Raw genomic sequence first — 13594 nt, forward strand, 5'->3', positions numbered from 1 at the left:
CCCCCGCCGCCCCCGCCGCCGCCGCCTCCGGCAAACCCGGGTCCGTTCATCGTGTTCTTCGACTGGAACAAGTCGGACATCACCCCGGAAGCCGCGTCGATCCTCGACAACGCAGCCTCGGCGTACACGCAGACGGGTGCGGCTTCGGTCATGCTCGCGGGCTACACCGACACGTCGGGCACGCCCAAGTACAACATGGGCCTCTCGCAGCGTCGTGCCGACTCGGTGAAGTCGTACCTCGCCGGCAAGGGTGTTCCCGATGCCGCGATGACGACGCAGGCCTTCGGCGAAACGCACCTTCTGGTGCAGACCGCAGACGGTGTGCGCGAGCCGCAGAACCGTCGCGTGGAGATCACCTTCGGCCCGGGTTCGGGTCAGTAAGGCTCTCCCCTGGGATCTTCGGATCCCGGGAGACAGAAATCGGGGGGTCGGCTCGCGCCGGCCCCCCTTTTTCTTGTTCGCTGCAGATCGATGCCGGCACGCACCATGACGGACACGCACTGGCGAGCATGCCGCGGCGTCGGCGCAGAATCCTTCGTCGAGAGACGTTCGACAGAGGCTTTTGGAGGCCCACGCAGACGGCGCCGTGCGCCGTCAGACCACCGCGTCAAGCCGATAGTGCGCAACCGGCTCATAGGTCGCGCCGTCCGCGCCGAGCCGGCTTTCGTAGAGCGCGAAGCGATCGAGCGTGAACGGCCCGACAGGAAGCGGCGCGACCCGCATCGCGACGTCCTCGGTGGGCGCCGCGGTCCGGCTGAATCGAGCCAGCGTCACATGCGGCAGGAACGCCCGGGCGTCGGGGGCCACCCCCGCGACCCGCAGTGCCGCGTCCACCCGCACATGCAGGTTGGTCAGCCGGTCCCGCGGCTGCAGGCCGACCCACAGCGTATCGATCCTGCCCTGGCGTGCGAACGTGCCGCATGCGCCCAGCGTCGCGTCGATCGGCGGATGACGGACGCGCGCGAGCGCAACCGCGATGTCCTCGGCCTGGTGGCGGTCGACCGCGCCGATGAAGCGCAGCGTAACGTGCAACTGGTCGTCGCTCTGCCAGCGCGCGCCGGCAACCCCGCCCATCGCCGCGATCAGGGCGGCGCGCACCATGGCGGGCGGCCGTGCCGCGACGAACAGACGATGACCAGCCATTCGGCTCTTTCCGGTTTCGCTTGAAAGCGCCCTCACGAAGGCCGATATTGCCAGCGTCGGCGATATTCGTCGACGCTGAGGAGATTCTTTCGATGGCGAACTGGTCTGACCCCCGGACGACCGCGGTGCCGCGCGCGGCAACCGGCGCGCGCGAGGCGGCCTTCGATGCAGGACTGCGGTCCTACATGCTGTCGGTCTATAATTATATGGCCTCCGGCGTGCTGCTTACCGGCGTCGTCGCGATGCTGTTCGCGCGCAGCCCGTATATCGGCATGTTGTTCGATCCGCTGGGTCGCACCACCGGCCTCGGCATGGTCGTGATGTTCGCGCCGCTCGGCATCGTGCTCGCGATGAGCTTCGGTGTCGTGCGGATGCAAGAATCGACCGCCAAGGCGCTGTACTGGCTGCTGACCTTCACCATGGGCCTGTCGCTGTCGGCGGTGTTCCTGCGCTATACCGGCGCGTCGATCGCGCAGACCTTCTTCGCGACCGCGGTGGCGTTCGGCGGGCTGAGCCTGTTCGGCTATGTCACCAAGCGCGACCTCGCCCCGATCGGCAGCTTCCTGGTCATGGCCGTCTGGGGCCTGATCGCGGCGATGCTGATCAACATGTTCGTGCAGAGCTCGGCGATGGAGCTGCTGATCTCGTTGGTCGGCGTGGTGCTGTTCGCGGGGCTGACCGCCTGGAACACGCAGCAGATCAAGAGCGGCTATTACGCGGTGCGCGGCACGGCGATGATGGGCAAGTCCGCGGTGATGGGCGCGCTGCAGCTCTATCTCGACTTCATCAACATGTTCCTGTTCCTGCTGCGCTTCATGGGCAATTCGCGGAACTAGGATTGGCATAGGCCTCGGCCAGAGACCGGAAGGCCCGGCGGAGCGATCCGCCGGGCCTCTTCGTGTCAGCCGCCCTTGGGGGTGGGCATGGCGCCATCGATCTCCATCGCGCGCAAAAACGCGGGACGGGATTCGAGGCGGTCGACATAGGCGCGGAACAGCGGCCGCGGCGGGACGAGCCCGAAGCGCATGTAAAAGGACAGGCAGGCAGCGACATAGCAATCGGCCGCGCTGAAGCGGTCGGAAGCGATATAATCCCGCCCTTCAAGCGCCGCCGCGATCGCGTCGAGCACGGCATCGAGGCTCGAATAGCCGACCATCGCCTTGCGCTCGGCCGGAATCTCGCGGCCGAGTGCCGTGTCGACCACCGCCGAGTCGAATGGCCCCGACACGAAGAACAGCCAGCGATAATAGGCGGCGCGCTCGGCCGGCGGCGGCGCCAGGCCGGCCTCCGGAAACGCGTCGGCGAGATAGGCGCAGATCGCCGATCCCTCGGTCACGACCTTCCCGCGGTGTGCGATCGCCGGCACCTTGCCCATCGGGTTGATCGCCAGATAGGCCGGGGCCTTCATCGTCGTGCCATAGTCGAGCAGCTCGGTGCGGTAGGGCGCGCCCACCTCCTCAAGCATCCAGCGCACGATCCGCGCGCGCGACATCGGATTGGTGTAGAAGATCAGTTCGTCGCTCATCGCGCCATCCCCCTGGTGATCGCGAATGCTAGTCCCGCCTTTGCGTCGCTCGCAAGCATGCTTGGCGAACCGCGTCTGCTCTGCGAAGGCGGGCGCAGGAGGACGCCGATGACCGACCGCTTGCGCCAGCTCTATCCCGAAATCGAGCCCTATGACTCGGGACGGCTCGACGTCGGCGACGGACACCGCGTCTATTGGGAACGCTGCGGCACGCGGGGCGGTATCCCGGCGGTCTTCCTGCATGGCGGTCCGGGCGGCGGCTGCGGGCCGTCGCATCGCCGGCTGTTCGATCCGGCGCGCTACGACATTCTGCTGTTCGACCAGCGCGGCTGCGGGCGGTCGCTGCCACATGCCGACCTGAACGCCAACACGACCTGGCATCTCGTCGCCGATATCGAGCGGCTGCGCGCGATGTGCGGGCACGACCGGTGGCTGGTGTTCGGCGGCAGCTGGGGCTCGACGCTGGCACTCGCCTATGCCGAGGCGCATCCCCAGCGGACCGCGGCGCTGATCCTGCGCGGCATCTTCCTGCTCCGCCAGATCGAGATCGACTGGTATTATCAGGGCGGCGCCGCGTGGCTGTTCCCCGACAAGTGGGAGCGGTTCCTGGCGCCCATCCCCGAGGCCGAGCGCCATGATCTGGTCGAGGCCTATCGCAAGCGGCTGACCGGCGACGACGAACGCGCGCGGATCGCGGCGGCACGCGCCTGGGCGCAATGGGAAGGCGAGACGATCACGCTGCTGCCCGACCCGGCGACCGCCGGCGGGTTCGGCGACGCGCATTTCGCGCTCGCCTTCGCGCGGATCGAGAATCACTATTTCGTCCACAAGGGCTGGATGGAAGACGGGCAGCTGCTCCGCGATGCCGGCCGATTGCGCGACATTCCCGGCGTCATCGTCCAGGGCCGCTACGACACCGCCACCCCGGTGCGCAGCGCGTGGGATCTGCACCGCGCCTGGCCCGAGGCCGAGTTCCACCTCATCGACGATGCCGGCCACGCCTATAGCGAGCCCGGCATTCTCGACCGGCTGATCCGCGCGACCGACGCGCAGGCGGAGCGGCTGGCGTGACCCCGATCGGGGTCGGGCTGGTAGGCTACGGGCTGGCCGGCGCCGTACTGCATGCGCCGGTGATCGAGGCGCTCGACGCGTTCCGCATCGTCGGGGTCGCCACCTCGCGAGCCGAGGCGGCCGAACGCCGCGATCGCCCGCAGGTCGTCGCCGACATCGAGGCGCTGCTCGCCATCGATGCGGTCGAGCTGGTCGTCGTCGTCACCCCAAACGACTGCCACGCCGCGCATGCCGAGGCCGCCCTCCGCCGTGGCCGCCATGTCGTCATCGACAAGCCGATGGCGCCCAGCCTCGCCGATTGTGATCGGCTGATCGACCAAGCAGCCGGTGTCGGCCGGATCCTGAGCGTCTATCACAATCGCCGCTGGGACGGAGACCATGTTGCTGCGCGCGGGCTGCTTGCCGGCGGCGTGATCGGCACGCCGGCCTTGTACGAGGCGCGCTGGGACCGCTTCCGGCCCGAGGCCGCCGCGGTGTGGCGCAACGCACCGCGGGCCGGGGCGGGCCTGTTGTGGGATCTCGGGCCGCACATGCTCGACCAGGCGCTCGACCTGTTCGGCTGGCCCGATGCGATGACCGCCGACATCGCGACCCAGCGCGCCGGGGCGCAAGCCGACGATTATTTCGAGCTGACGCTGCAATATGGCGCGGCGCGCGCGATCGTGTCGGCATCGACGCTGGTCGCCGCGACGCGCCCGCGCATGGCGCTGCACGGCACCGCGGGCAGCTGGTGGACCGAGGCGCTCGACCCGATCGAGGCGACGTTGCGCGCCGGACGATCGCTCGCCGCGCCGCTGCCGGCGATCCCCGCCTTCCGCGCGACCCGCGACGGCGAGCGCGTGCCGCAGCCCGTGGCGGCCGGCGATCCGCTCGCCTTCTACCGCCAGCTTGCCGCGGCGATCCGTGCCGGCGCCGCGCCGCCGGTCGACGCGATCGAGGCGCGCGACGTGGTCGCGTTGATCGCGGCGGCCCAGGATGGCACGCCTGTGCCCCAGCCACGCGGACCCCGGCGCTTGCCTGCCCTGTATCAACGGCGCTAGTTGCACCGATACAGGACAGGCGGGAAATACGTGGCGCAACGCAAGACGACCCGACACAGCACGATCACCGATGTCGCCGATGCCGCGGGTGTGTCGATCAAGACCGTCTCGCGCGTGTTCAACGACGAGCCCAATGTCCGGCCCGCGACGCGCGAGCGCGTGCTCGCGGCCGCGGCGGGGCTGGACTATCATCCCAATGTCGCGGCGCGCAGCCTGGCGGGACGGCGGTCCTTCCTGATCGGGCTGGTCTATGAAAATCCCAGCCCCAACTATGTCGTCGATCTGCAGACGGGGGCGCTCGATCGGCTGAAGGGCGAGCGCTACCGCCTGCTGGTGCTGCCGTTCGCCGATGTCGCGTCGGTGTCGGGCAAGATGCAGGCGATCGCGCGCGCGTCGGGGCTCGACGGTGTCGTGCTGGCACCGCCGTTGTGCGACGATGCGGCGACGGTCGCCGAGCTCGAGGCCTGCGGGCTGCCCTATGCGCGGATCGCGCCGAGCAGCGGCGGCAGCGACGCCCCCGACGTCGTGATCGACGATGTCGGCGCGGCGCGGGCGGTCGTCGACCATCTCGTCGCGCTTGGCCATCGCCGCATCGCCATCGTCCGCGGCGATCCGACCCACGCCTCGGCGGCGGCTCGTCTCGAGGGCTATCGGCAAGGGCTTGCGGCGCATGGACTGGCCCGAGACGATGCGCTCGAGGTGGCCGGCGCCTACACCTTCGTCTCGGGCTATGCGGCGGGCGAGCGGCTGCTTGCGCTCGCCGCACCGCCGACCGCGATCTTCGCGAGCAATGACGACATGGCGGCGGGCGTGCTCAACGCCGCATACGAGAGCGGCGTCGCGGTGCCCGCCGCCTTGTCGGTGGTCGGCTTCGACGACAGCAACATCGCGTCGGTGGTGTGGCCGCGGCTGACCACGATCCATCAGCCGATCCGTGACATGGCGCGCGCGGCGACCGGCGCGCTGCTCGCGCTGATCGAGGCCAAGCCGGGCGGCGAGGCGCCGCTGCCGCACCTGCTGATGCCCTATGAGCTGGTCGTGCGCGGATCGACCGCGCAGGTTGCGGAGCCGATCGCGTGAGCACCGAGCTTCGTCCGCTCGTCGCCGGCATCGAGCTTGGCGGTACCAAATGTGCGTGCACGCTTGCCGCCGGACCCGACCGGATCGTCGCCGAGGCGCAGGTGCCGACGACGACCCCCGCCGAGACGCTGGGCGCGATCGAGCGCATCCTCGACGGCTGGCGCAACGAGCATGGTTTCGCCGCGCTCGGCATAGCCTGCTTCGGTCCGCTCGAGCTGCGCCACGACGCGCCCGATTACGGCTTCATCACCGCCACCCCGAAGCCAGGCTGGGCGCATACCGACGTCTCGCCGCGGCTGCGGCGTCGCTATGGCGTGCCGACCGCGATCGACACCGACGTGACCGGCGCCGCGCTCGCCGAGGCGCGCTGGGGCGACGCGCAGGGCCTGTCGAGCTTCGCCTACATCACGGTGGGTACCGGGGTCGGGGCGGGGATCATCGTCGACGGCAAGGCGGTGATGGGCATCGGCCATGCCGAGGCGGGGCATATGCTCGTCCGTCGCTTTCCAGGCGACGACTGGGCTGGCGCCTGCCCGTTCCACGGCGATTGCGTCGAAGGGCTGGCGGCGGGCTCGGCGGTCGAGAAGCGTCTCGGCGTCAAGGGCGGCGCCGTCGCCGACGACGATCCGGTGTGGGCGATGGTCGCACACGCGATCGCGGGGCTGTGCCACAATCTGGTGATGGGATCGGTGCCGGACCGCATCCTGCTCGGCGGGGGGCTGCCGACCAAGCGACCGCAGCTGCTGCCGATGGTGCGAACGATGCTGGTCGACAGTCTCGCAGGCTACGGCGTCGCGCCGGCGATCGTGGACCAGATCGAACGCTATGTCGCGGCGCCGGGTCTGGGCGACTGGGCGGGGCCGCTGGGCTCGATCGCGCTGGGACTGGATGCGCTGTTGGGGCGGCACGCCGCCTAGGCCAGCGCTTATACCTTGTTCCCCGGCGCAGGCCGGGGCCCAGGCCCCAAGTTTCTTCACGAACGCCGCGCCTGCCGCGGGGTGTGGCCTGGGCCCCGGCGTGCGCCGGGGAACGGCTTGCCCGATGCACGTCATCCTGACGAAGGTCAGGATTCAGACGCGTTTCACTGATGGTCGAGCGCTGCGCGTCCGGATCCCGGGCCAAGTTCGGGACCGCGACGAAGCAGCGCCGCCTAAGCAGCCCGTGCCGCGCCCTCGATCCACGGCGTCTCGGCGTGCATCTTCGCCTCGTGCGTGGCGATCGCATCGTCCATCGCCATCGTGATCCCGATCTCGTCGAGCCCGCGCAGCAGGCAGTCCTTGCGGAACGGATCGATCTCGAAGCGGAAGCGGTCCTGATACGGCGTCGTCACGGTCTGATTCTCCAGATCGATCGTGATCGGCTGGTCCTTCGCCACCGCGAGCAGCCGGTCGACCTGATCCTGCGGCAGCACGACGGTCAGGATGCCGTTCTTGAACGCGTTGCCGGCATGGATGTCCGAAAAGCTCGGCGCGATCACCGCCTGTAGGCCCATGTCGGCCATCGCCCAGGCGGCATGTTCGCGGCTCGAACCGCAGCCATAATTGTCGCCCGCGATCAGGATCGGGGCGCCGGCATAAGCGGGATCGTCGAACACATTGCCGGGCTCTGCGCGCAGCGTCTCGAAGGCGAACTGGCCGAGTCCCTCGCGCGTGATCGTCTTGAGATGATGCGCGGGGATGATCACGTCGGTGTCGATATTGGGGCGGCCGAGCGGATAGGCCTTGCCCGCAATGATGTCGATCGCGCGCATCAGGCGAACTCCCTCACATCGGTAAGACGGCCGGTCACCGCGGCGGCGGCGGCCATTGCGGGCGACAGCAGGTGGGTGCGCGATCCCGGGCCCTGGCGGCCGACGAAATTGCGGTTCGAGGTCGAGGCACAGCGTTCGCCCGCGGGCACCTTGTCAGGGTTCATCGCGAGACACATCGAGCAGCCCGGCTCGCGCCACTCGAAGCCGGCGTCGAGGAAGATGCGGTCGAGCCCCTCCGCCTCGGCCTGGCGCTTGACCAGCCCCGAGCCCGGCACGACCAGGGCTTGCTTGACGCCTGCGGCGACATGGCGGCCGCGCGCGACGGCGGCGGCGGCGCGCAGATCCTCGATGCGGCTGTTGGTGCAGCTGCCGATGAAGATGCGGTCGACGGTGACGTCCTGCATCCTCTGGCCGGCGGTCAGCCCCATATAGGCCAACGACTTCTCGGCCGCGGCGCGGCGCGCCGGGTCGTCGAGCGCGGCGGGATCGGGGACGATGCCGGTGATCGCGACGACGTCGTCGGGGCTGGTGCCCCAGGTCACCAGCGGCGCGATCGTCGCGGCGTCGATCGTCACCACTTTGTCGTAGACCGCGCGCGGGTCGCTCGCGAGCGTGCGCCAATAGGCGACGGCGCGATCCCAGTCGGCGCCCTTGGGGCTGCGCGGCTTGCCCTGAAGGTAAGCGAAGGTCTTGTCGTCGGGCGCGACCAGGCCGGCGCGCGCGCCCGCCTCGATCGACATGTTGCAGACGGTCAGCCGCCCCTCGATCGACATGTCGCGGAACACCGAGCCGGTATATTCCGCGACATAGCCCGCGCCGCCGGCGGCGGTCAGCTTCGCGACGATCGCCAACGCGACGTCCTTGGGCGTGACGCCCGGTCCGAGCTCGCCGTCGACGCGCACCTCGAGCGATTTCGAGCGCTTGAGCAGCAGCGTCTGCGTCGCGAGCACATGCTCGACCTCCGAGGTACCGATGCCGAAGCCGAGCGCGCCCAATGCACCATGGCTCGCGGTGTGGCTGTCGCCGCACACCACGGTGGTGCCGGGCAGCGTAAAACCCTGTTCGGGGCCGACGACGTGGACGATGCCCTGTTCGGCGGCGAGATCGTCGATCAGCTCGATCCCGAACAGCGGCGCGTTGCGGCGGAGCGCGTCGAGTTGCGCGGCCGACTGCGGATCGGCGACGGCGAGGCGATTGCCCTGCGCGTCGGCCCTCGCCGTGGTCGGGATGTTGTGATCGGGCACGGCGAGCGTGAGATCGGGGCGGCGGACCTTGCGGCCCGCGGCGGCGAGACCGTCGAAGGCCTGCGGACTGGTCACTTCATGGACGAGGTGGCGGTCGATATAGAGCAGCGCGGTGCCGTCGTCGCGCTGCTCGACGACATGCGCATCGAAGATCTTCTGGTAGAGCGTGCGGGGGGCGGGGGTGCTGGCCATGATGCGCGCGCTGTAGCGCGGACGGGCGCTTTTGTCTGCCCATCTGTCCTTGTCGTCCGCCAAGCGACGATTTGCGTGCGCGGGCGCCGGCGAACGCCTACATGGGCGCAAAGATGGAGAGGGACGATGAGCGACGACATCCAGCGGCATCTCGCGGACGGCATTCTCGAGCTGAGGATCGCGCGGCCCGACAAGAAGAATGCGCTGACCAACGCGATGTATGGCGCGCTGACCGCGGGGCTCGCCGAGGCCTCGGCCGATCCGGCGATCACGGCGGTGCTGATCAGCGGCGAGGGCGACGCCTTCTGCGCGGGCAACGACATCAGCGGCTTCCTGCCCGCCAACCGCACCGATGCCGCGATGGTCTTCATCCGCGCGATCGCGGACTTCGACAAGCCGATCGTCGCGGCGGTGCGGGGCCTCGCGGTCGGCGTCGGCACGACGATGCTGCTGCACTGCGACCTCGTCTACGCCGCGCCCGATGCGCGCTTCAGCGTGCCCTTCGCCAAGCTCGGCCTCGTCCCCGAGGCGGCGTCGAGCCTTTTGCTGCCGCAGCGGATCGGCCATGCCAAGGCGGCGGCGATGCTGCTGCTCGGCGAGCCGCTCGACGCCGAGGCGGCGGATCGCGCGGGCTTCGTCACCGCGATCGTAGCGGGCGACCAGTTGCTGGCGCATGCCCGCGCCAAGGCCGTCGCGCTGACCGCGATGCCGCCGCGCGCGCTCGCCGAGACGCGCCGGCTGCTGCGCGGCGACCGGTCCGATGTCACAGCGCGGATGCGCGAAGAGGAAACCGCCTTCGCGACCGCGCTCGCCGGCGCCGAAGCCAAGGAGGCGTTCAGCGCGTTCTTCGAGAAGCGTGCGCCCGTATTCACCCGCGAAGGAGCGAAATAATGTCGATCAAGATCGTTGCGTTCATCGGCGTCAAGCCGGGCTCGGAAGAGGCGTTCGTTGCCGCCGCCAAGATCTGCGTCGCCGCCTCGCGCGCTGAGCCGGGCGTGCTCCAGTATGACGTCTGGCGCGAGCAGCAGGGCGAGCAGCGCTTCGTGTTCAACGAACTCTATGCCGATCAGGCGGCAGTCGACGCGCATATGGCCTCGGACCATTTCAAGGCGTTCGGCATGGCGGCGCGCGACCTCGCGACGGGACGCCCAGTGATCATTCCCTGCGATCCGATCGAGGTCGCGGCGTAACTTCGTTACAATGCGCGGTTGACATACGCATAGAAGGTTGCGCAAAGGCGCCGCCTTATCGAAGAGGATCGTCATGCCCGTCTATCGTTCGCGCACCACCACCCACGGCCGCAACATGGCGGGCGCGCGCGGGCTGTGGCGTGCCACGGGCATGACCGACGCCGATTTCGGCAAGCCGATCATCGCGGTGTGCAACAGCTTCACCCAGTTCGTGCCGGGGCATGTCCACCTCAAGGACCTGGGGCAGCTGGTCGCGCGCGAGATCGAGGCGGCGGGCGGCGTCGCCAAGGAGTTTAACACGATCGCGGTCGATGACGGCATCGCGATGGGGCATGGCGGCATGCTCTATTCGCTGCCCAGCCGCGAGCTGATCGCCGACTCGGTCGAATATATGGCCAATGCGCATTGCGCCGACGCGCTGGTCTGCATCTCCAATTGCGACAAGATCACGCCGGGCATGCTGATGGCGGCACTCCGGCTCAACATTCCCGCGGTGTTCGTCTCGGGCGGGCCGATGGAGGCGGGCAAGGTCACGATCAAGGGCGTCACCAAGGCGCTCGATCTGGTCGACGCAATGGTCGTCGCCGCCGACGAATCCTATTCGGACGAGGAGGTCGCCGCGGTCGAGCGCTCGGCCTGCCCGACCTGCGGGTCGTGCTCGGGGATGTTCACCGCCAATTCGATGAACTGCCTGACCGAGGCGCTGGGCCTCTCGCTGCCGGGCAACGGCTCGACGCTGGCGACGCATGCCGATCGCGAAAAGCTGTTCCGCGAGGCGGGCCATCTGATCGTCGATCTCGCCAAGCGCTGGTACGAGCAGGACGACGTCACCGCGACGCCGCGCGGCATCGCCACCTTCGCCGCCTTCGAGAATGCGATGAGCCTCGACATCGCGATGGGTGGCTCGACCAACACCGTGCTGCATCTGCTCGCCGCCGCTCATGAGGCGGAAGTCGATTTCACGATGGCCGACATCGATCGGCTGAGCCGGCGGGTGCCGTGCCTGTGCAAGGTCGCGCCGGCCAAGGACGACGTGCATATGGAGGACGTCCACCGCGCCGGCGGGATCATGGCGATCCTCGGGCAGCTCGAGCTGGCCGGGCTCGTCGATGCGACGCAGCCGACGGTGCATGCGCCGACGATGGCGGATGCGCTCGATCGCTGGGACGTGTCGCGCACGACCAGCGAAGAGGTGCGCAAATTCTTCCGCGCCGCGCCCGGTGGTGTGCCGACGCAGACCGCGTTCAGCCAGGCGGCGCGCTGGGACGCGCTCGACACCGATCGCGAGCATGGCGTGATCCGCTCGGCCGACCATCCCTTCTCGAAGGATGGCGGGCTCGCGGTGCTGTACGGCAATCTCGCGCCCGAGGGCTGCATCGTGAAGACCGCGGGCGTCGACGAGAGCATCCTCACCTTCCACGGCACCGCGCGCGTCTACGAAAGCCAGGACGCCTCGGTGGTCGGCATCCTCGGCGGCGAGGTCAAGGCGGGCGACGTCGTCGTGATCCGCTACGAAGGCCCCAAGGGCGGACCGGGTATGCAGGAGATGCTGTACCCGACCAGCTATCTCAAGTCGAAGGGCATGGGGAAGGTCTGCGCGCTGATTACCGACGGCCGCTTTTCGGGGGGCACCTCGGGGCTGTCGATCGGCCATGTCTCGCCCGAGGCAGCGGAAGGCGGGCTGATCGCGCTGGTCGAGACCGGCGATCCGATCGTGATCGACATCCCCAACCGCGTGATCAAGCTCGATCTCGACGACGCGCTGCTCGCCGAGCGGCGCGCGGCGATGGTCGAGCGCGGCAAGAAGGCGTGGAAGCCGTTCGGCCGCAAGCGCGCGGTCTCGCCGGCGTTGCGCGCATACGCCGCGCTGACGACGAACGCGGCGCGGGGTGCGGTGCGCGATGTCAGCCAGGTCGAGCGGGACTAAACAAGCTCCCTCTCCCCGTAGGGGAGAGGGCTGGGGTGAGGGGGAGCGACGCGTCAGCGTCGCGTCCCAGGTCAGATGTCGGCCACCCTCACCCAACCCTCTCCCTCAAGGGAGAGGGCTTTTCACGCCAGCCCCAGGTCCTTCGGCCCGAACGCGTGCGGCAGCAGCGCCGACAGCATGTGGCGCTCGACCGCGCTGCCGTCGGCGGCCGCGCAATAGACCGGCAGGTCGCGGCCACCGAGTTCGGCCGCCTCGTTGATCACCTGCCGGCAGCGCCCGCACGGGCCGACCACCGCGCTCCCGGTCGGCATCCCGTCGGACCCCATCGTCCCGCCGGTCACCGCGATCGCGATCACGTCGGCAAGCCGCCCCTGCGCATTGGCGGTGGCCAGCGCCACCGTCTCGGCGCACAGCGACAGGCCGTAGCTGGCATTCTCGAAATTGGTGCCGGTGACGATCGCGCCGTCCGTGAGCAGCAGCGCCGCTCCCACCGCGAAGCGCGAATAGGGCGCGTGCGCATGTCGCGCGGCGGCGCGGGCCGCATCGACCAGCACCGCGACGCCGACCTCCTCGATCGAGACTTCGGTCATGCCGTGCTCCCTCGCAAAGCCGTTCCCCGGCGAAAGCCGGGGCCCAGGCCCCACGCCTCTAACGAGCGTCGCGCCTGCCCCAAGCTGCGGCCCTGGGCCCCGGCCTGCGCCGGGGAACTGCGGAGTGTGTCACCCACGGATGTGCAGCACGCAGATCAGCGTGAACAGCCGCCGCGCGGTGTCGAAGTCGAGCTCGATCTTGCCGTCGAGCCGCTCCTTGAGCAGTTCGGCGGCGTCGTTGTGCAGGCCGCGGCGCGCCATGTCGATCGTCTCGATCTGCTGCGGCGAGTGCTGGCGGACGGCTTGATAATAACTGTCGCAGATCGCGAAATAGTCTTTGATCGCCCGCCTGAAGCGCATCATGCCGAGCCCGATCGTCTCGATCGGCGAGCCGTCGGCGCGCTGGATGCCGATCGCGAGCCGCCCCTCCTCGACGTGCAGCGCGACCTTGTAGGGGCCGGCATAGCCGTCGGGCGTCTCGCGCAACGGGCGGAAATGATTGTCGTTGAGCAGGTCGAGCAGTGCGACCCGGCGCTCCTGCTCGATGTCGGCGTTGCGCCACAGGATGGTGCGCTCGTCGAGCGAGATGTCGATGATGCGCGGATCGGACATGCGTCTTTGCGCTTATCGGGTTGGTGCGCGCTTGGCGAGGGGGTCGCGCACCCCCCATCACCGTTCGCACTGAGCGAAGTCGAAGTGCGTGTTGCGGGTGATGCGGTTGGAGCATGTCCTTCGACTGCGCTCAGGACGAACGGGGAGGGTTAGGCGAGGGTTATCCACAGAGCGTGAAGATGACGGTGGATCAATCACCGCATCCGCCTTGAGCCGCCTCTCAAAAGAGC

The 13594-nt window shown here is 69.1% G+C and carries 15 protein-coding genes; 9 read left to right on the top strand and 6 right to left on the bottom strand.

Annotated elements, in window-relative coordinates:
- A partial coding sequence (locus Q0326_RS02495) for an OmpA family protein (protein WP_298686740.1) occupies positions 1-381 on the top strand: 381 nt, incomplete at its 5' end.
- Positions 382-594: 213 nt separating this feature from the next.
- Here the strand turns inward: Q0326_RS02495 and thpR are convergent.
- Entirely contained in the window at positions 595-1143 is a 549-nt protein-coding gene (gene thpR, locus Q0326_RS02500; protein WP_298686742.1) for an RNA 2',3'-cyclic phosphodiesterase, read from the bottom strand.
- A gap of 92 nt (positions 1144-1235) precedes the next feature.
- Here thpR and Q0326_RS02505 point away from each other — a divergent pair, with 92 nt between their 5' ends.
- Positions 1236-1979, top strand: coding sequence for a Bax inhibitor-1/YccA family protein (locus tag Q0326_RS02505; RefSeq protein WP_298686745.1), 744 nt, complete (start codon positions 1236-1238; stop codon positions 1977-1979).
- 65 nt (positions 1980-2044) lie between these two features.
- On the opposite strand, the gene Q0326_RS02510 is transcribed toward Q0326_RS02505, so the two are convergent.
- Complete coding sequence (locus Q0326_RS02510) at positions 2045-2668, bottom strand: glutathione S-transferase family protein (RefSeq protein WP_298686747.1); 624 nt, start codon at positions 2666-2668, stop codon at positions 2045-2047.
- Positions 2669-2776: 108 nt separating this feature from the next.
- Here Q0326_RS02510 and pip point away from each other — a divergent pair, with 108 nt between their 5' ends.
- Genes pip through Q0326_RS02530 form a run of 4 tightly spaced genes read left to right on the top strand, consistent with a single transcriptional unit; the run spans position 2777 to position 6776 of the window.
- Complete coding sequence (gene pip / locus Q0326_RS02515; protein WP_298686749.1) at positions 2777-3739, top strand: prolyl aminopeptidase; 963 nt, start codon at positions 2777-2779, stop codon at positions 3737-3739.
- Positions 3736-4779 (top strand): Gfo/Idh/MocA family oxidoreductase, encoded by a 1044-nt coding sequence (locus Q0326_RS02520; RefSeq protein WP_298686751.1) that lies wholly within the window; start codon positions 3736-3738, stop codon positions 4777-4779. Before pip ends, Q0326_RS02520 begins: the two co-directional genes overlap by 4 nt.
- 30 nt (positions 4780-4809) lie before the next feature.
- Entirely contained in the window at positions 4810-5859 is a 1050-nt protein-coding gene (locus Q0326_RS02525; protein WP_298686753.1) for a LacI family DNA-binding transcriptional regulator, read from the top strand.
- Positions 5856-6776: an ROK family protein gene (locus tag Q0326_RS02530; protein WP_298686755.1), complete on the top strand. Its 921-nt coding sequence runs from the start codon at positions 5856-5858 to the stop codon at positions 6774-6776. The genes Q0326_RS02525 and Q0326_RS02530 overlap by 4 nt, the downstream gene beginning before the upstream one ends.
- A gap of 233 nt (positions 6777-7009) precedes the next feature.
- On the opposite strand, the gene leuD is transcribed toward Q0326_RS02530, so the two are convergent.
- A complete protein-coding gene (gene leuD, locus Q0326_RS02535) occupies positions 7010-7609 on the bottom strand; it encodes a 3-isopropylmalate dehydratase small subunit (RefSeq protein WP_298686758.1) in 600 nt (199 codons plus the stop codon).
- The gene (gene leuC, locus Q0326_RS02540; protein ID WP_298686760.1) at positions 7609-9045 is read right to left on the bottom strand and encodes a 3-isopropylmalate dehydratase large subunit; all 1437 of its coding nucleotides are present in this window, start codon (positions 9043-9045) and stop codon (positions 7609-7611) included. Before leuC ends, leuD begins: the two co-directional genes overlap by 1 nt.
- A 126-nt stretch (positions 9046-9171) precedes the next feature.
- Here leuC and Q0326_RS02545 point away from each other — a divergent pair, with 126 nt between their 5' ends.
- The 3 genes from Q0326_RS02545 to ilvD all read left to right on the top strand — a co-directional run bounded on the left by Q0326_RS02545 (position 9172) and on the right by ilvD (position 12162).
- A complete protein-coding gene (locus Q0326_RS02545) occupies positions 9172-9936 on the top strand; it encodes an enoyl-CoA hydratase (RefSeq protein ID WP_298686762.1) in 765 nt (254 codons plus the stop codon).
- Positions 9936-10235, top strand: a complete 300-nt coding sequence (locus tag Q0326_RS02550; RefSeq protein WP_298686764.1) for a putative quinol monooxygenase — start codon at positions 9936-9938, stop codon at positions 10233-10235. The genes Q0326_RS02545 and Q0326_RS02550 overlap by 1 nt, the downstream gene beginning before the upstream one ends.
- Before the next feature lie 73 nt (positions 10236-10308).
- Positions 10309-12162, top strand: coding sequence for a dihydroxy-acid dehydratase (ilvD, locus tag Q0326_RS02555; RefSeq protein WP_298686766.1), 1854 nt, complete (start codon positions 10309-10311; stop codon positions 12160-12162).
- 122 nt (positions 12163-12284) lie between these two features.
- Here ilvD and Q0326_RS02560 read toward each other — a convergent pair whose 3' ends face one another.
- Complete coding sequence (locus Q0326_RS02560; protein ID WP_298686768.1) at positions 12285-12752, bottom strand: cytidine deaminase; 468 nt, start codon at positions 12750-12752, stop codon at positions 12285-12287.
- Between the two features lie 129 nt (positions 12753-12881).
- Entirely contained in the window at positions 12882-13364 is a 483-nt protein-coding gene (locus Q0326_RS02565) for a UPF0262 family protein (protein ID WP_298686771.1), read from the bottom strand.
- Positions 13365-13594 lie beyond the last annotated feature (230 nt).

Origin of the sequence: uncultured Sphingomonas sp., from assembly GCF_937859915.1 — a bacterium.
Lineage (GTDB): Bacteria > Pseudomonadota > Alphaproteobacteria > Sphingomonadales > Sphingomonadaceae > Solisphingomonas.